The sequence below is a fragment of the Varibaculum prostatecancerukia genome, from assembly GCF_943169825.2.
Lineage (GTDB): Bacteria > Actinomycetota > Actinomycetes > Actinomycetales > Actinomycetaceae > Varibaculum > Varibaculum prostatecancerukia.
This window is the reverse complement of record NZ_OW968402.1, coordinates 91239-109819: the sequence shown is the minus strand read 5'-3', so window position 1 is coordinate 109819 and position 18581 is coordinate 91239. Positions and strand designations below refer to the sequence as shown.

At 53.7% G+C, this 18581-nt stretch carries 11 protein-coding genes; 7 read left to right on the top strand and 4 right to left on the bottom strand.

Translation table 11 applies throughout. The features are described 5' to 3' along the window. Window positions 1-113: 113 nt before the first annotated feature. Window positions 114-1274, bottom strand: a complete 1161-nt coding sequence (locus tag KO216_RS00395) for a DMT family transporter (RefSeq protein WP_215522301.1) — start codon at window positions 1272-1274, stop codon at window positions 114-116. A 481-nt stretch (window positions 1275-1755) separates the two neighbouring features. Between KO216_RS00395 and htpX the strand changes: the two genes are divergently transcribed. After that, entirely contained in the window at window positions 1756-2637 is an 882-nt protein-coding gene (htpX, locus tag KO216_RS00390; RefSeq protein ID WP_215522300.1) for a zinc metalloprotease HtpX, read from the top strand. 31 nt (window positions 2638-2668) lie between these two features. On the opposite strand, the gene KO216_RS00385 is transcribed toward htpX, so the two are convergent. Further along, entirely contained in the window at window positions 2669-4105 is a 1437-nt protein-coding gene (locus tag KO216_RS00385; RefSeq protein ID WP_215522299.1) for an FAD-dependent oxidoreductase, read from the bottom strand. Window positions 4106-4390: 285 nt separating this feature from the next. Between KO216_RS00385 and KO216_RS00380 the strand changes: the two genes are divergently transcribed. From KO216_RS00380 to KO216_RS00355, 6 genes are all read left to right on the top strand, one after another. Beyond that, window positions 4391-5014, top strand: a complete 624-nt coding sequence (locus tag KO216_RS00380) for a hypothetical protein (RefSeq protein ID WP_215522298.1) — start codon at window positions 4391-4393, stop codon at window positions 5012-5014. Window positions 5015-5075: 61 nt separating this feature from the next. Continuing rightward, window positions 5076-7910 carry an RNA degradosome polyphosphate kinase gene (locus KO216_RS00375; RefSeq protein WP_215522297.1) on the top strand — a complete coding sequence of 945 codons (2835 nt, stop codon included), beginning with the start codon at window positions 5076-5078 and terminating at the stop codon, window positions 7908-7910. A 124-nt stretch (window positions 7911-8034) separates the two neighbouring features. Next, a complete protein-coding gene (locus tag KO216_RS00370; protein ID WP_215523985.1) occupies window positions 8035-9069 on the top strand; it encodes an NUDIX hydrolase in 1035 nt (344 codons plus the stop codon). 70 nt (window positions 9070-9139) lie between these two features. Next, window positions 9140-9715 carry a 2-C-methyl-D-erythritol 2,4-cyclodiphosphate synthase gene (gene ispF / locus KO216_RS00365; RefSeq protein WP_215522296.1) on the top strand — a complete coding sequence of 192 codons (576 nt, stop codon included), beginning with the start codon at window positions 9140-9142 and terminating at the stop codon, window positions 9713-9715. Window positions 9716-10082: 367 nt separating this feature from the next. After that, window positions 10083-11747: a sodium/proline symporter PutP gene (gene putP, locus KO216_RS00360; protein ID WP_215522295.1), complete on the top strand. Its 1665-nt coding sequence runs from the start codon at window positions 10083-10085 to the stop codon at window positions 11745-11747. 196 nt (window positions 11748-11943) lie between these two features. Beyond that, complete coding sequence (locus KO216_RS00355; RefSeq protein WP_215522294.1) at window positions 11944-15438, top strand: proline dehydrogenase family protein; 3495 nt, start codon at window positions 11944-11946, stop codon at window positions 15436-15438. Window positions 15439-15586: 148 nt separating this feature from the next. Here KO216_RS00355 and KO216_RS00350 read toward each other — a convergent pair whose 3' ends face one another. Both KO216_RS00350 and KO216_RS00345 read right to left on the bottom strand, forming a co-directional pair. Then, a complete protein-coding gene (locus KO216_RS00350) occupies window positions 15587-16846 on the bottom strand; it encodes a glycoside hydrolase family 3 protein (RefSeq protein ID WP_215522293.1) in 1260 nt (419 codons plus the stop codon). Between the two features lie 15 nt (window positions 16847-16861). Next, on the bottom strand, window positions 16862-18529 hold the full coding sequence (locus tag KO216_RS00345) for a VWA domain-containing protein (protein ID WP_215522292.1): 1668 nt from the start codon (window positions 18527-18529) through the stop codon (window positions 16862-16864). Window positions 18530-18581 lie beyond the last annotated feature (52 nt).

Below are 18581 nucleotides of genomic sequence, written 5' to 3'. Positions count from 1 at the left end.
TTAGCTGTTGCAAGGTGCATTAGCCCTTGCGCTAGATCTATTTTGTTGTGATGACTTTGGCAAGCACTTTTAAAGATTTAAGAGTAAAACAGCTTGACCAATACCTTTACGGATTACTCTCTGCTTTCTGCGGGAGCGACATCTTCGGGCTCCTCAGTGTATTCGTCCGTAGCAAGGGGTTTGCCCGTTATCTTGGAGATGACTATTTGTATCAATCCATTCTGATAGGCCACACAACCCAGAATCATAACCACACCTAGCCACTGCAGGGCAGAAGGCCATTCAGAGAACAGCGGACCGGCAATAATAACTGAGGTGACCGGCGACAGGAGCAGGATGCCCGCAGACAAAGTCGGATCCATCCATACGGAACCATATTGAACCATGGTCCAAGCGGCAGCCTGACCGATGACAATCAGGATAATCAAGTTAATCCAGTTACCCATATTAATGGGGTCGCCCATCAGGGTTGCCTCGGACATGCTAATGCCATCGGCCATCTGCGGCAACACCATTACCCCCTCGGCGTTCTTGGTCATAACGCCCTGGGTCATATTGAAGCCGTTGCCGCCAGTAAACATCCAAATGGTGGGGAATACTGCCTGCGCCAGCATGGTGTACATCATCGGCTGGACGTAGAGATCCTTACGCGGCGCCGAAGTACTGGCCTTCCGCGAGAAGTACAAATAGCACGAATAGCAGATACCAGAGGTCAAACCGAAGGCGGTACCTAAGACTGCGGTCTTGAGCTCCATTCCAAACATGGTGATGGTTTTGGGGCCGACAAACGCTTCGCCGCCACTTTCAAAAACACCACCGGTAAAGAGCACGCCCACAATCATGATGGGCAATACGAAGGCGAATGAACGGGGCAGGCGGAACTTGTCGATAATTGCAGTCAGCATGGGCACGATTACAACCTGCAGGTTAAGCAGAATTGCGGCCACCCCGGAGCCGATTAGGAAGATGGAGTAGTTCCAGGCAGTGAAGTCCACCCCCAGGAACAGACCCGAGATTACGGCCAGGATGATGCCTTGCTTAGGCAGTGACTGCTTCTTTCGGATTTCCATGATGCCCAAGGGCAATAGACATAAGAACCCGAGGATGACGCGGAGCCAGGCCTGAGTGGCCGGATCCATATTGGATGCTTTCACCCAAAGCGGAGTACCCGACAAAAACAAAGTACCGAGCAGAAGGACGAAAACAGCCTTACCGTGACTGACATGTTTTACAGGAGATGGGGCACTATTTCCCCCAGATGTTTTAGCTAACATACCCGCTAGCCTATCAAAACTTTTTGTATTAGTGATCATTATAGAAATAAATTTTTATATTCAATAATACAGTTGAATATATGCATATAGATATTCAATTATTTAGTTGAGTGTTATTGTGGGTTTATTTTCGGTCTCTTTTTTATGATTATGCAGGTAAAGCAGGTTTCAATCAATTGAAACTAATCTGTTAGGGCGCCGTTACTTTCATTGTGCCGTTATTAATTTACCGATTTCTTTAGCCCCTAATTCCTGCTAAAACTTTCATTACTAGAGATTTAGTCACTATATATTTTTTAGGTATTCCCTGATTGGGGCGGCAACTCTCGGATTCACCATCAGGATCAGAAGCACCGCCAGTGGCTATTTGACCTCGGTATCGCCAGGCTGAGCGATAGAGGAATCGCTAATAGAGAAAGCTAAGCTCGCTGCCAGGTACCGCTCAGCTTGCACTGTTAGATTTGAGCTACAAGGAGGAAATATGGCGGGAAAACGTTTTGGAAACGGTATAAAGACCGTGCTGCTACTGGGAATCATGTGGGCGATTCTGTTGGGGATCGGGTACCTGATTGCCTACGGCACCAATAATTCCGCATTTCTATGGATTTTTGCGGCCATCGGATTGGCTTCGACCTTTTATAGTTATTGGAACTCGGACAAGTTGGCAATTAAGGCCATGGGTGCCTACCCGCTAGACCCCGCGCAATACCCACAAATCGTAAAGATTGTCACCGAGCTGTCCCAAACCGCCGGACAACCGATGCCGCGCCTCTATATTGCCCCTACCGCTACCCCGAATGCCTTTGCTACCGGCAGGAATCCTTCTAACGCGGCGGTTTGCTGCACCGAAGGGATTTTGCAGCTGCTAAATGAACGGGAATTACGCGGGGTACTCTCCCACGAACTGATGCACGTGTACAACCGCGATATTTTGACCTCCTCGGTTGCCGCCGCCATCGGGGGTTTGATTACTTCCGCTGCCCAAATGATGTTCTTTTTCGGAGGAGGACGCCGTGACGGGGAAAGTTCTGGTCCCCTGGGGGCTATCGGAGGGCTTTTGATGGTATTCCTGGCACCACTGGCTGCCACCTTGACCCAACTAGCGATCTCTCGTACCCGTGAGTTCGATGCGGATCAAACCGGCGCGGAACTTTCCCGCGATCCCCTGGCGCTGGCCAGCGCCCTCAAGAAACTGGAGGCGGGAACTACCGCTCGACCGCTGGCGAAAAACCCGCAAACCGAAAAAGTTGGATTCATGATGATCGCTAACCCCTTTAGGGCAGGCGGCGTACAGCAGCTATTTTCTACCCACCCGCCGATGGAGCAGCGGATTCGACGCCTAGAGGAAATGGCAGGCTACTAACCGCCACCAGCCACAGCATCAATACAGAAGGCTATTCGCCGTCCTTACCAATTAAATCTTCAGGCACGTCCTCGCCGCGGGAAATCGCGCTCATAGCTTTACGGGACACCACTTTGACCCGCTCGCGCGCTCCGCGGCCACCCTCAACTTCACCGAAGTCCGAGCCCAACTGCTTTTCATATTCGTCCAGTAGCTCCCAGCCGTGCCAGGTGGAGAAAGGCACCCCTCGCTGCTCAAGTAGCTTAATCATGGCATCGTGACCTACCGCTTTCCCGGTAGCCACTAGCCTGCCGGCTTCCGCGTCCTCTACCAGGTGAGCAATAGTTTGCTGGGCATCCGACTTGGTAGAGCCAATCAGCCCTACCGGGCCGCGCTTTACCCAACCGGTAGCGTAAATGCCGTTCAAGGGGGTTCCCTCTAGGTCGGTAACCCGTCCTTCCTTATTCGGAATCACCCCGCGCGCCTCATCGAAAGGCAGCCCCGTAATCGGAGACGAGAAATACCCGACCGCGCGATAAACCGCCTGTACCGGGGTTTCCCGCAGTTCGCCAGTACCGGAAACTGTTCCGTCCCCGTTCAGCTGAGTGCGTTCCGTAACTAGGGCGCGCACGTGCCCGTCTTCATCGGCCAAAATCTCTTTGGGAGCCGAGAATAAATGCAGGTGGATGCGGCGGTCAGCCTCGCTATCGTCCTCGTCCATCGCGTAATTAATTAAGGTATCGACTACCATTTTGGTTTGCTTCGAAGCCGCAATCGCCTGTTCCGAGCCTTCGTCGAACTCGAAATCTTCCTCGGAAACAATAACTTTTACTCCCGGCTGTTGACCGAGTTCGCGCAGCTCCAAGGGAGTGAACTTCACTTGGGCAGGTCCGCGCCGCCCGAAAATATGTACATCCGTGATCGGGGATTTGTAGAGTTCTTTCGCCACATTTTCGGGGATTTCAGTTTTTAACATATCCGCCGGGTGTTTGGCCATTACCCGAGCGATATCCAGGGCGACGTTACCCACCCCGATAACTGCCACCTCTTTCGCCTCTAGCGGCCAAAAACGCGGATAGTCCGGGTTGCCGTCGTACCAGGAAACGAAATCAGCAGCCCCATAGCATTCCGGCAAATCCTGGCCAGGCAAATCAATCGGTTTATCCCGGTCAGAACCGGTGGCGAAAATAATCGCATCATAGTGTTCATGTAGGTCATCAACGGTAATATCAGCGTCCTCGCCACCAACATTCACATTGGCCAGCAGACGAATATCTCCGCGCTGCAAAATCTTGTAAAGGGCAGTGATAATCGCGCGAATCCGGGGGTGATCCGGAGCCACCCCGTAACGCACCAAGCCATAGGGCGCAGGCAGGCGTTCAAATAGGTCAATTTCTACATTGAGACCAGACTTGGACAAAATATCGGAGGCATAGATTCCGGCAGGACCGGCTCCAATCACAGCAACACTAAGCGGACGGTCAGACACTAAAATCCTTCCTTTTGCATTATTAACCTGGCGGCGCCGATTTTTAGCACCTCAAACCTCCCCTATTGTAGCCAGGAAAGCGCTTTATCTTGCATTTTGTTGAGCGGTCTCACACTATGGAGCGCATCGCAAGACAGCGGCGCGGAACCTGCGAAAAACACCTGGGCGAACCTTAGGCCAAGTCAGCAGCGCGAAGTGCGGGCGCGAGCTTATCTGTCCAATCAAGGCAAAGCCGCGCGCAAGCAAGGGTGGCTGAGAGACAATAGGGCTATTAAAGGAGGAAAAATGAGTACACGGAAGGCTCCGCGCAGGCCAGCGATGTTGGATGCCGAACAAGCAGAAAATATTCCCGGTGCCGAGGACGGGGCGAGCTCCTCAGAAGTCGCTCACCTAGTAGCCCAGACGTTGCTGGGGATAGAAAAAGAAAGCGATGAGAACGTCCAGCGTTTGCGGCAGCTGCTGGAATCAGGCGGGATAGATACGGTCAGTGAACTGTGGTCCTCCTCTCCGGCGGGCACTTTACCGGGCACCCTGTGGCGGCTCTACCTGGTATATCAGTGGTATTTACGGGATCCACAGCTGGTCAACAACCGTTTCCAGCAGGGACTTGCCGCCCTAGATATCGGGGATGTTTTTTCTCGGGAGCACTCCGATAAATCGGTAGCCGCCCTCATGGATAAACTGGCTGCCCTGTGGCGGGCGCAGGCATCGATGGCTGAGCTGGCTTCCCTGCTAGATCGCATCGGTGATTTCCTGCAGGTACTTGCCAGCGGGGTGAGCGCGGAATGGATTAAGGACGCCCGGGACGAACTGGCGGATCCGGTAACTCTACGTCCCGAAGCGCTGCTACAAACCGCGGACGACCTGAAACTTTCAGCACGTGCCGCGAAAGCAAATCGCCTAGACTAGAAACAAATCCTTTAGGAATATTCCTTAAGAAACACTGCCGTTATTTTTGGAAGGGGTCGGCATGGAACATAAACAGGACGCTGAGAACAGGCCAGAACCCAAAGTGGGGAAGGCCAAAATTAAAGAGGACGCGACCGGCCAGTCGCACGTAGTACCCTCTCCTGCCGATATCGCCCGGGTTTATAAGGAAAATCCGCAGACTGAACCAACCCCGCAGGTAGATCGGGTGGCGGCAGAATCTAATTTTGAGACCGCGACTGCGGATGAGCTGATTTCTTCAAAAACCTCTCCCGAACAGTTTCCCGGTACCGATTACGAGGACGCCGACTACGACCTGCCTACGGGCGCTTCTCCATTTGTAGACGGCAAGAAAATAGCTTCAGACGATGAGCTTTTGCCCCGACCGAAAAAAACTGCCACCCCTGCTTCAGATAAGAGCACTAAGAACAAAACATCTGGTAAAGACGCTAAAACTACCAGTAAAGATAGCGGGAAAGCAGCCGCTAAGGAAAACTCAACAGCAGGCGGCGCCAAAGAAAAAACTGCCACCCCGAAAACAAAAGTGAAGGATCAGGCAGGCGGGTCCAAAGCTACCCGCGAAAAGACCACTAAGAAGTCAAAGACCTCCTCATCAACCGAAAAAACCTCGCAGGAAGATAAGACTTTCGGTGGTCACGCCCAAACTGATGGTCCGGAAGATCTTTCCACCATCAGTCCCTCCACTTTGCGGGAGGCTCCCGGCATTGACAAACTCGCGCAAGCTGGCCCCCTCGGTCAAGATAAACCTCTCCCCAAGGGACGGTTTGGGGATCGGGAACTGTCCTGGATGCAGTTTAACCAGCGGGTATTAGAGCAGGCAGAAGATGAGCGACTCCCGATTTTGGAGCGCGCTTGGTTCACCACTATTTTCTCCTCCAATTTGGACGAGTTCTATATGGTGCGCGTGGCCGGGCTTAAACGCCGGATTGCTGCCGGAATCGCCCGCACCGCCGCCTCCGGCCTCACCCCCCGCCAGGTACTTGACCTGGTGACTGAACGCGCCCAGGTTCTCTGTGCCCGGCAAGCCGGTTTTGTGCAGAACACTTTGCTAGGCGAACTAGAAAAAGTGGGGATTAAGCTGCGCCGCTGGGATGATCTTGCCCCCGAACAGCAAGAATTCCTGCATGGATATTTCCGGCGCCAAATTTTCCCCATTCTCACCCCCCTGGCAGTCGATCCTTCGCACCCCTTCCCCTATATTTCGGGGCTGTCAGTAAACCTGGCGGTGGTGCTGCGCAATCCCCTAACTGGAAAACAGCACTTCGCGCGGGTAAAAATCCCGGAAAGCCTGCCCCGGCTGATCTGCGTGGAACAGGCAATAGACCAGGTAATCCCGGAGGATGCGCTAGATACCAAGGGAGAAGCCACTTTCGTTACCATGGAGGACGTTATCGGTCCGCACCTAGATCACCTCTTCCCGGGGATGGAAATCTTGGAGCATCACGTGTTCCGCCTGACCCGCAACGAAGATCTGGAAGTAGAAGAGGACGACGCCGAGAACCTGCTGACCGCAATGGAACAAGAACTCTTGCGGCGCCGTTTCGGCCCGGCAGTCCGCCTAGAGGTGGCAGAGGGGATTTCCCGTCCAGTCCTGGACTTCCTGGTTGCCAAACTAGAGATTGGGATGGAGGATGTTTTCGCCCTCCCCGAACCTATTGACCTGCGCTGCCTGAACGAACTGCACGAACTGGATTTGCCGGAACTCAAGTACAAGAAGTTCGTTCCGGCCACCGCCGCCGGGCTTGCGGAAGTGGAATCGGCCAGACCCACCGATATTTTTGCGATGATTCGTAGCCACGATGTGCTGCTGCATCACCCCTATGATTCTTTCTCGACCTCGGTGCAACATTTCGTCACCTACGCCGCTAAAGATCCGAAAGTGCGTTCCATAAAGCAGACGCTTTACCGCACTTCCTCAGATTCTCCGATTGTTTCTGCCCTAATTGAGGCGGCACAAAACGGGAAACAGGTGCTGGCGATTGTAGAGATCAAAGCCCGTTTCGATGAGGACGCCAACATTTCTTGGGCGCGCAAACTAGAGCGCGCTGGGGTACACGTGGTCTATGGGATGGTGGGGTTGAAAACCCACTGCAAACTGTCGATGGTGGTGCGGGAAGAAGCCGATGGTCTGCGCCGCTACTGCCACGTAGGCACCGGTAACTATCACCCCAAGACGGCACGCGGATATGAGGATCTCGGCTTGCTGACCTGTGACCGCGAGGTAGCTCAAGACCTTACTCGTCTGTTTAATCAGCTTTCTGGTTATGCGCCCCGTACCTCCTTCCACCGCTTATTGGTGGCACCGCGCTCTATCCGTCCCGGGATTATCGAACGCATTGAACGCGAGGTCGATAATCACCGTAAGGGTCTGCCCGCCTATATCGGGATTAAAGTAAACTCCCTGGTAGACGAGGCAGTAACCGATGCCCTCTACCGCGCCAGCCAGGCAGGTGTGCCTATCGATATTGTGGTTCGCGGGATTTGCACGATTCGTTCTGGAGTGCGCGGCCTATCCGAAAATATCCGGGTGCGCTCTATTTTGGGACGTTTCCTGGAGCATTCACGGATTTATGCTTTCGAAAATTCCGGACAGCCGGAAGTGTGGATCGGCTCTGCTGACCTGATGCACCGCAACCTGGATCGCCGGGTGGAGGCGCTGATTTTAATTAAAGATGCCGAGATGACCGCGGAGCTCATGGATTTGGTGAAACTCGAAGCCTCCCCAGAGGTTTCCTCTTGGCATTTGCGCCGGGATGGAACTTGGCGGCGTCATATTGAGGCCAAAGACGGCTCTGCCCTAATGGACATCCAAGAGTACCTAATTAATAAAGCCAATTCGCGGATGAAGGGACGCTAGGGCAGATTTTTCCTCGCTACCTTGTACCGTTAAAGCAATTGACACCCCGGTGACCTCGAGGAATGACCTTATAGGTAATTTGTTAGACAATGGAAACAGATTACAAGAAAGGCAAGTGGCTACTATGACGGCTCGACCTAAGCCACCGCATATGCGGATAGTGCGGTCCGCAGGCGCATTAGTATGGCGTTTGCGACCAGAAGCTAACCCCATTCCCGGCACTATGGTTCCTGAAAAGCGTCAAGATATTCAGGTCTTGATTGTGCATCGACCTCGCTACGATGACTGGTCTTGGCCGAAAGGAAAACGCGAACCAGGTGAAGCAATACCGGCAACGGCAGTCCGCGAAGTTGAAGAAGAAACCGGGGTTCCCATTCGTTTAGGGGCACCACTGACAGTGCAGAGGTACCGCCTGGGGGCGCGGGTCACCAAAGAGGTTCACTACTGGGTAGGTTTCCCGGATGTTTCCAAACAAACTCTGCGGGCTCGCCCCCTCGCTCCCCTCGCTTCTACCAAAGAGATTGATAAATGCCAATGGGTAGGGCCGCGCAAAGCGATGCGGATGCTAACTCGCCGCGGTGACCGGCGTCTGCTCGAGGAACTGCTCACCCGCTTGGCAGAACGCACCTTATACACTCGCACCCTGGCGGTGGTGCGCCATGCAAAAGCTATTAAGCGCTCCCATTGGGAAAACGGCGAAATGACTCGCCCGCTTTCACGACGGGGTTCCTCCCAAGTGTTGCGGCTGATCCCGGCACTTTCGGCTCTGGGGATTAACCAGATAATCACTTCCCCGTGGCGGCGTTGCGTGGCCACTGTGGCTCCCTACGCCACGCTGTCGGGTACGCCTTTAAAGACCGAGGCCTCCTTTACCGAGGACGCCTATCGCGATGATCCTTCGCAGATGCGCGCGGTCGTGCGCGGATTACTTACGGAAAGTCACTTAGATGCCCCCGCCGCGCCGCTGGCGATTTGCGTCCATCGCCCCACCATACCGGGGATTATTGGGGAACTAGCTCCGCTCACTCCTAACAAATTAGGTAGGTTATTACCCCAGAACGACCCCTATTTGAAGACTGCGGGAATGCTGCTAGTACATATTGCGGATTACCCGGAGCCGCGAGTCGTTGACCTGGAAGTATTTCGTCTAGATCCCTAGCGACGGATTTAGCCATCCCGAGAGGCAAGTATTAGTGCTTCTGGGCAGGGAGCCCCGCTAAACTGGAGGTATGAGCGATTCCCATAACCAGCTGCCTCCAGAGTCTTCGGTAGATATCCCCGCTGCCAGCGCAGATGATTCTGCGCCTGCTTTCTTACCCCGAGTAGGGATTGGCAGCGATGTTCACGCTTTTGCCGATCCCGCCGACCCGGAGACGGCTTCCCGCCCCTGCATGGTGGCGGGACTTTCCTGGCCAGGGGAAACACCCTTAAAGGGACACTCTGATGCGGATGTGGCCGCGCACGCACTTTGTGATGCAATTTTATCGGCTGCCGGTCAAGGTGACCTGGGTTCCCACTTTGGCACTGACCGTCCCGAGTGGCGGGGAGCCTCTGGAAAACAGCTACTGGCGGCCACAATGGAGCTTATTCACCAGGCAGGATGGGAGCTAGGAAACGCCGCTGTTCAGGTGATCGCTAATCGCCCGCGAATGGGGGCACGGTATCAGCAGGCACGAGCAGCTCTTGAGGAAGCGGTGGGGGCGCCGGTGTCGATTTCTGCGACTACCTCGGACAATCTGGGGTTCACGGGACGTGGGGAGGGCGCGGCCGCGATAGCTACTGCTCTGGTTTATCCTCGGCACTGAACCTAGTTTCACCTGGATACCTAATTTGTAGTAATGCCTACTTCGCCTCCAAGTAAAGAAAACACCTCCTTATTAAAAGATAGGTACTAACCGCTATTTCAGTATGCCTGCCCACGGCCCCTCTGCCGCTGATTTCAGCGACCTAAATCACAAACATCCGGGTCTTTAGGCCTAGGCTTTTGGGGAAACTTCTAGCTCGAAAAAAGGTTCTTTAAACCCAGAGTTTCCTGCTATTTTACCCGAGGCGAGCCAAAAAGACTTCCACCTCTCACATATCTAAAGTCCCGTGTCATATTGTGATTAGCTTGACAGCGAGATAGTATGTTGCGCAGTCGAAAGTTTCGGCACTTATCCCAATGGAGAGCAAATGATAAGTACATTCTCAACATTAGTGTTGCCCACCGTAGGTGCAGCAGATTTTATTAGTAGCGGGAGTACTAGCGGTATCGCGATTGCCATGGTTATTTACTTCGTAGCCATGATCTTGATCGGTATCTATGGCTACACCCGTACGCAAACCATGGATGATTACATGGTGGGAGGACGTTCCTTGCCTCCGCTGGTAGCCGCGCTTTCGGCGGGTGCCGCGGATATGTCTGGATGGTTAATGATGGGACTGCCGGGCGCCCTTTACCTGACCGGTCTGGTGGAATCCTGGATTGCCATCGGGCTGCTGATTGGTTCCTGGTGTGCCTGGAAATGGGTAGCCCCCCGCCTGCGTTCCTATTCGCAGGTAGCCGGAGACTCGATTACCGTTCCTTCGTTCATGTCGGCACGCCTTAAAGACAACAAATATGTCCTGCAGATGGTAGCCGGGATTATTATTCTTTTCTTCTTCACCATCTACGTGGCCAGCGGCATGGTTTCCGGAGGCGTGTTCTTTGAATCCATCTTCGGTGTTAACTACCACGTAGGCATGGTAATCGTGGCCGGGGTAGTTATTCTTTACACCCTGGTAGGCGGATTCCTGGCGGTGTCGTGGACCGATATGGTACAGGGCATCATGATGCTTATCGCCCTGCTGCTAGTGCCGATCTTCGGCGTAGTTGCCCTAGGCGGCTTCGGAGTTATGACTGGCACCCTCAACGGCCTAGAAGGTCATATGTTCTCGATCGTAGGTGATGGCGCTGCTGGTAAGTTGTCGATGCTCAACGGTCTGGCCTGGGGGCTGGGATATGTTGGTATGCCCCACGTGATTGTGCGCTATATGGCGCTGCGCTCCCCCAAAGAAGCGGTGGCGGCTCGCCGCCTGGGCATCGGCTGGATGTTCCTGTGTGTGCTAGGCGCTACTTTGACCGCTCTAATCGGGCGCGCCCTCGTCGAAAATGGCCTCGGTGGCATTAAAGAAGCCCTAGCTCGGGTGAAAGTTAACCCGCAAGAGAGCATCTACCTGGTTATGGGGGAAAAGCTCTTCCCCGCCGTGCTCGCCGGGTTCATGTTGGCCGCGATTTTGGCCGCCATCATGTCTACTGTTTCTTCACAGCTATTGGTAACTTCCTCCGCAGTGGTTGAGGATATTTACCGCGGTATCAAGAAGAAGCGTCTATTGGGTGCCAAAGGTATTAACGCGGGCCGGATGGTGGTGTTAGCGATTTCGGTTATCGCCGCTTTCTTTGCCTGGTTCCGTACCGACTCGATTCTGGGTCTGGTGGCCTTTGCCTGGGCAGGTTTCGGGGCTGCTTTCGGTCCGGTGGTGGTATTAAGCCTCTACTGGCGCAAGTACACCTGGCAGGGAGCTGCATCCGGTATGGCCGTGGGTGCTATTACCGTTGGTATCTGGGGCAATCTACCAGACACCGTGCCGATGTTCTTCCAGGTGTACGAGATCCTACCCGGGTTCTTACTGAACCTGCTGGTCTCCTGGCTGGTGTCTCGCGCCACCTACAAGCCGAATAAGGAAATCGACGAAGAGTTCGATCTTGCCGTCAACCTGGCTCATGCCTCGCAAGAGGAAATTAACTCTACTTTAGAAGGACGCAAAGTTACCCCGGTAACCGTCGTGCCCTTGGCAGAGGTTGAGGGCAAAGCTTAAGCCATTTCCTAAACGAAAACTAAATAAAAAAAGGGACTAGGAAAAAAGTCCTTGCAATCGGGGTACACTCCCACGCATCTAGTGTTACCTTGAAAATATAAGTGCGTAGAGGGTCGGGCGATACCAAGCCCGGCTCTCTGCGCCCTTAGGTGCGATCGATACCTATTCACAGTTTCCTAAGAAAGGACTGAAACAAATGTCAGAAAGCGTGGCTCCCCCCAAAGTCGGTGGGGAAACCGGCGATTGCCGCCACCTTGCGGATCTGGCGGTCGCTCGTGCCCAGAAATGGGTACGGGAGTCCGAGAAATATCCGGAAGATCGGGCAGCTAAACTCCTGTCCCAGGTACTAGAAGACCAAGCTGGTTTGGACTTTACAGTTGCCTTTGTTGATGGAGTTATCCGACCAGAGGATTTGCAGGTCGCGGCGGATGAGATGAACCGCCTTGCCTCCTCCTCCGTCGGTTTCCTCCCCTGGTACCTGCGTCTACCCTTCAAATTGGGCGGCGCCGTAGCTCCGGTGCTACCCAAGGTAGTAATCCCCATTACCCGTACCGTGTTCGCGAAACTGGTTGGGGATCTGGTGCTAGACGTATCCGATGCCAAGCTCGGGCCGGCGATTGAGCGGCTCAAGCAGGGTGGAATGCGGCTCAATATGAACCTGCTGGGCGAAGCAATTCTCGGTGACGAGGAAGCCAATAAACGGCTAACTGACACCATGGAGCTGTTGGAGCGTCCGGATGTAGAGTACGTATCTTTGAAAGTTTCGGCAGTTACCGGCCCGCACAACCCCTGGGCATATGATCACGTGGTAGATAGAGCCGTAGACGCTCTCCTGCCGCTATATCGCCGCGCTAACTCCTATGAACAAAAGAAGTTCATCAACCTGGATATGGAGGAATACAAAGACCTCCATATGACCATTGATGTGTTCAAGAAGATTCTGGAAACCCCCGGCCTAGAAAAACTGGAAGCCGGCATCGTGCTGCAGGCCTACCTGCCCGACGCCCTCCCCGCTATGAAGCACCTGCAAGAATGGGCAGCTAAGCGCGTAGCCAATGGAGGCGGACGGATTAAAGTTCGCGTAGTAAAAGGCGCGAACCTCTCGATGGAAACCGTGGATGCTCGCGAGCGCGGCTGGAAACTCACCACCCAAAAGAGCAAGCAAGACACCGACTCCAACTACATGAAGGTACTGGACTACGCCCTCACCAAAGAGCACACCCGGAACATTAAGATCGGGGTAGCAGGCATGAACCTGTTTACCGTGGCCTTTGCGTTCGAGCTGGCGCATGAGCGTGGAGTGCTAGAGTCCGGTGGGGTCGAGTTCGAGATGCTTACCGGTATGGCTTCTCCCCAGTCCAAGGCAGTAGCCGAGGACACCGGTCACCTCCTGTTCTATGTGCCGGTAGTAAACCCGGATGAATACGACGTGGCTATCGCCTACTTGGTGCGGCGGTTGGAAGAAAACTCGCTGGATCAGAACTTCATGTCCGATATTTTCGATCTGGATGACGCGGATGTTCTCCACAAGGAAGAACAACGTTTCCGTCGCGCCCTGGATCGGGTCTACGATGTCAAGGTTGGTCCGGTACGTCAGCAAAATCGTCTCACCGAGACCGCCGACGATATTAAATCTTTCGTACAAAAGGACGGGGAGTGGACTTTCGCCAACACCCCGGATTCGGATCCTTCCTTGCCGGAAAATATCGAATGGTCTCGCCAGATTGTTAAGGCTATTCCCGATTGCCAGATCGGGATTAAAGAGGTCGAAGAGGCCACCGTTTCCGATGCCAACGTACTAGATCAGATGCTGGCAGGTGCGGAGGCCGCTGCCAAGGTTTGGGCGGCGCGCCCCGCCAAGGAACGCTCCGAGATTATTCACCGCGTAGGTATCGGGCTCAGCGAACATCGCGCGGAGCTGATGGAAATCGCAGCTGCCGAATGCGGCAAAGCCCTAGATGGCGGCGATATTGAGGTATCTGAGGCCGTGGACTTCTGCCACTACTATGGTCAGCAGTGCCTAGAGCTAGAACAGCAAGAAGGAGCCAAGTTCAAGCCAGCGCGGGTAACAGTTTCTACCCCGCCCTGGAACTTCCCGATTGCGATTCCTACCGGTTCTACCGTGTCGGCGCTAGCTGCCGGTTCAGCCGTAATCTTCAAACCGGCTAAAGAAGCTGCTCGTACAGGTGCGCTACTAGCCAAGATTATGTGGGATGCGGGAGTTCCGCGTGAGGTTCTGCAGTTCGTGCAGCTGGGCAACCGGGATCTGGGTAAGAACCTGATGGCTGACGAACGAGTAGATCGGGTCATTTTGACCGGTTCTATCGACACTGCCAAGATGTTCCGCTCCTGGGACAACAATATGGGTCTGCTGGCGGAAACCTCCGGCAAGAACGGTATTATTGTTACCCCCTCGGCGGATCTGGATCTGGCGGTTAAAGATATTATCAACTCGGCATTTGGCCACTGTGGGCAAAAGTGCTCCGCCTCCTCGCTGGCGATTCTGGTCGGTTCGGTAGGTTATTCCGAGAGGGTACATCGCCAGCTACTTGACGGCGTACGCTCCCTAATCGTGGATTACCCCTCCAACCCCTCCAGCCAGACCGGTTCGCTGTGCACCCCGGCCAAAGGCAAGCTGCTCCGCGGCCTAACCACCTTGGGACCGGGCGAGCATTGGGCGCTAAAGCCCAAGCAGCTAGATGATTCCGGAAAGCTCTGGACTCCGGGTATTCGCGCTGGTGTGCAGCCGGGCAGCGAATACCACCTGACCGAATATTTCGGTCCGATTCTGGGTATTATCCGGTGTGACACTCTGGAAGAGGCCATCGAGATTCAAAATGCGACCGATTACGGTTTGACCGCCGGTTTGCACTCTTTGGATGCCGATGAAATCAACCTCTGGCTAGATCGGGTACAGGCCGGTAACGTCTACGTCAACCGCGGTATCACCGGCGCTATCGTGCGCCGCCAGCCCTTCGGCGGTTGGAAGAACTCCGCGATTGGTGCGGGCACCAAGGCGGGCGGTCCCTCCTACCTATTCGGCATGGGCGAATGGGAAGTTGACGGGGTTCCTGCGAATGAGGGCGTGGAACTACGTAACCGCGCTCTGGTGGAGGCCGCTAAGGTGGCACGCTCTCTGGACTCTAATAAAGAGTTTGTGATGGCGTCGCTGCGCTCCTCCCAGCAGGCTCTGGACTCCGAGTTTGCTATCGGGCACGACCCCTCCGATCTGCGGGTAGAGCGCAACGTGTTGCGTTACCGTCCGCTGCCGGTACTCATCCGGCTTTCCGAGGGCGAGGACGCCTCCCAGGTGCTAATGCTGGCAGCTGCCGGTCGCGCCGCTGGTTCCAAGGTTTCGGTGTCGATGCCACAAGAACCTGACTCCGCTCTCTTGCAGTACCTGCGAGTACAGCACATCGATTACGAGGTTGAATCCGATCAATCCTTCCGTGACCGTCTACCCGCCTGGGCAGCCGGTGCCGGACTGGATGCTCGTATCCGCCTGATTGGTGGGGATGTCAAAGCAATTAACGAAGCTGTCAATGGCAATGTGAACGTGGCAGTATGGTCGCATCCGGTCACCGCTTGTGGACGCGTAGAAATGATTCCATTTGTACGTGAGCAGGCGGTAGCCTTTACGAACCACCGCTTCGGTAATCACACTCCGCTTTCGGAGCAAGTGAAAATCTAGGTGCTGGTTTAGATCAATAACTAAATAAATGCCTCGCGGGGGTTGGGAAATGTTTCCCAACCCCCGCGAAAGTTTTGTCCTGCACTCAAATTTTTCTACTGCTAACTACCTGCGCTTCCGCGCGCTACCTGGTGCTGATTATCCGCCGTTACTTTGCAGCATTAGCGGATGTTAGCCGCAGCTTGGTGGCCACGATTCTGGTTGCTGATTGGTTAATCCGGTCTTCGCTGATCTGCCCGCTGTTAACCGCCGTTAGCACTGCCTGATAGGCAGCCTCGAAATCCTGGGGATCCAACACGATGTCAATACCTGCCTCGACTGCCATTACCGCTGCCTCAGCAGGCTGATAGTTACTACTGATTGCCCCCATCCTCATGGAATCAGTAATCAAAATCCCTTGATACTTTAGCTTTCCTCGTGCCCATCCGGTCACCAACTTTTTCGACAAACTGGCGGGAGTGTTATCCCCCACCACCTTCGGGAAGGACACATGGCTAACCATCACCAGTTTTATATCTTTTGCCACCGCATCTTTAAAGGGCACTAAATCTACGCGTTCCAGCTGCTTGACATCTTGCTGGGAAACAGTTACTCCTTTATGGGAGTCAGTGCTGGTAGAACCGTGACCGGGAAAATGTTTATAGGTGGCTAGCACCGGGCTGGTCTGCAAACCTTTACTAAAAGCAGCCGCCATTTTGGTAACAGTACGGGCTTTAGAGCCAAATGCGCGCTCTTTAAGCAAATCATTTTCCGGGTTTGTCAGCACATCCGCATCGGGCGCAAAATCAATGTTAAAACCCAGATCGGCCAAGTACTTCCCCATTTCGGTACCAATTTCTAGGGCGCGTTTGGGGTCTTTCCCGGCGCCTACCTCGCTCATATTCGGATAAGGCTTAATCCCCAGCGCGCTATTGCCACTGACCCGGGCAACTGTCCCGCCCTCTTCATCCACCGCAATAAACACCGGGAGCCCGACCCGCTCTTGGCTATATTCTTGCATTTCAGAGAGCATAGTTTTTACTTGCTCCGGGGATTGCAGATTAGCGCTGTTATAAATAACGCCCCCCACCGGTCGCCTATTAAAAGCCTGCTGCGCCGGTTCCCCAGCAGCAACCACCCACTGGTTGCGCTGTAAGAATGCTTCCGGGGTCACCATAAACATCTGCGCCACTTTATCTTCTAGAGACATTTTCTCTACCAAAGCTTTGGCCTGCGCTGGAACCGGATCATACACCAAGGTAGTGGCGCTGGGACTGGGAGTAGATTTTTTCGGCTTCGCCCTGGAAGGATCCGGGGCGCTGCTACAGGCGCTTACCATCACCAGAGTTACCGCAAGCAGCATGGCGGTGACTAGCAGACGCCCCTTGGCCCCGGAATTACCGTTATGAAGCGAATATTTTTTCGCCATTGTTACCCAGAGTTCCTACTGTTCGTACTCACAAACGTAACCGGTCTTCCCACTCATTTTCTTCACAGCCTCCGAGGAAGAAAAGAGATCGTCACGTTCATCGTTCCACGACCACTGGCCTTGAATCTTCCACAACATTAGATAGAACTCTGGTTCGCCATCTAAATCGGTATGCGAGGGTTCTCCCGGGAACCAGTTGTCATAAGACCATTTTTCTCCGGTTACCCAGTGGGCAAAAATACCGTCATCGCGTTCCGAGGTGTACCCGCCTATCCACACGAAATCTATTCCTTTAGATTCAACTAGCGAGATAACTTGTTGTTCTTCTTTTTCACTGGTTAAGGTGACTAAGTGCCCGCCCCTACTCATACAGGCAGCGTTGGAATCGGTCCAGGTCTTATCTTCTTTAAAGGCCTCATAGCGGGTCTTATGCTTCTCGATACCGGAACGTTTCACCGGCGTAAAAGAAACCCCGTCCATGACCGCCCCCAGGCTGTAATCATCAGAATCACCGATTAACGCGTAAATGGTGCGTTCGGCATAGGCATCGGCTTTGGCGTCGGATGTGTATTCGATAGTGTAAAGATTCTTTTGCCGAGCATTGATCTTTTCCAGCACTTCACTCATATCGGCAATCGAATCAATATCCCACAGGTAACCCTTGGTTTCATCGGCGATTTGCTGCAGAGTATCCAAATCGGATTCGGCACTCCCAATCAAATAGATAGGTACTGCTTTTTCGATCGCCAAAGCAATAACTTCCTCTAAACTGTGCGAACTGGCATTCTCAATTCCGTCCGTAAACGCAATCACACAGTTAGATCCCGTGCGGTTGCCAGCGTTAGTTACCCCCTCGTAAAGAGCATCGTAAAGCGCAGTTTGACCATCGGCGGTCATATTAGAAACCCCGTTTAACAGAAGATTTTTATCGCCGGTGAAAGTAGACATATACATCAGGTAGGTATCGAAAGCCATCAACTCGGCTTTATCTCCCACTTTATAGTCGAGAGTATTAATAAAGTTACGCATCGCATCTTGCATTTCCCCAAGGTCTTCATCCATTGACCCTGATTTATCGAGCAGAACCTCGAACCCGACCCCCTGATTGTTTTTTATTCTCTCTACTTTCCTTATCGACCTCTCGATTTCCTGTCCACCGGCGATTTTCTCTTTTATGGCGGCCGTCGGTGATTTCAGAGTTAACTCTTGATGGTTACTATCGGTTAAAGATAAATACAGTCGCACTGTGGGATACTCCGACACGTCGCTACTGACGATTTCAAAATCATAGTCGGCGTGATTCTCGGTCAAATCTGCCCGCAAAGTATCGTAATCGGCAGCAACGTTAGAGGACCCCGGACCAAAGGTGTAAAGCAATGCTCCCACCGTCACCACTAACACTATGACCAGCACACTCACCAACGCGATTATCGGTAGGCGGTTGTTCTTTCCCGAGGGCGCACCCGCCATAGGAGCCGGCAAAGGATAATTGCCGCCAGCTGGCTGATAGGGATAGTTGGCAGCGGAGGCACCGGGTGCCGGGTAATAGGGTGCCGCCTGGGGGCTGCCCACTGTCGGATATGGGGATGCTGCCGGCGAATACTGTCCGGGATAGCCACTATACCCGGGGTATCCGCTATTAGAATTTGGCTGATTTTGCGAGGCAAACCGGGTGGTATCCATGTTCTGGGTTTTCTCGCTGAAACCGGCTGTCTGATCTGGGCTTCCTGGGACT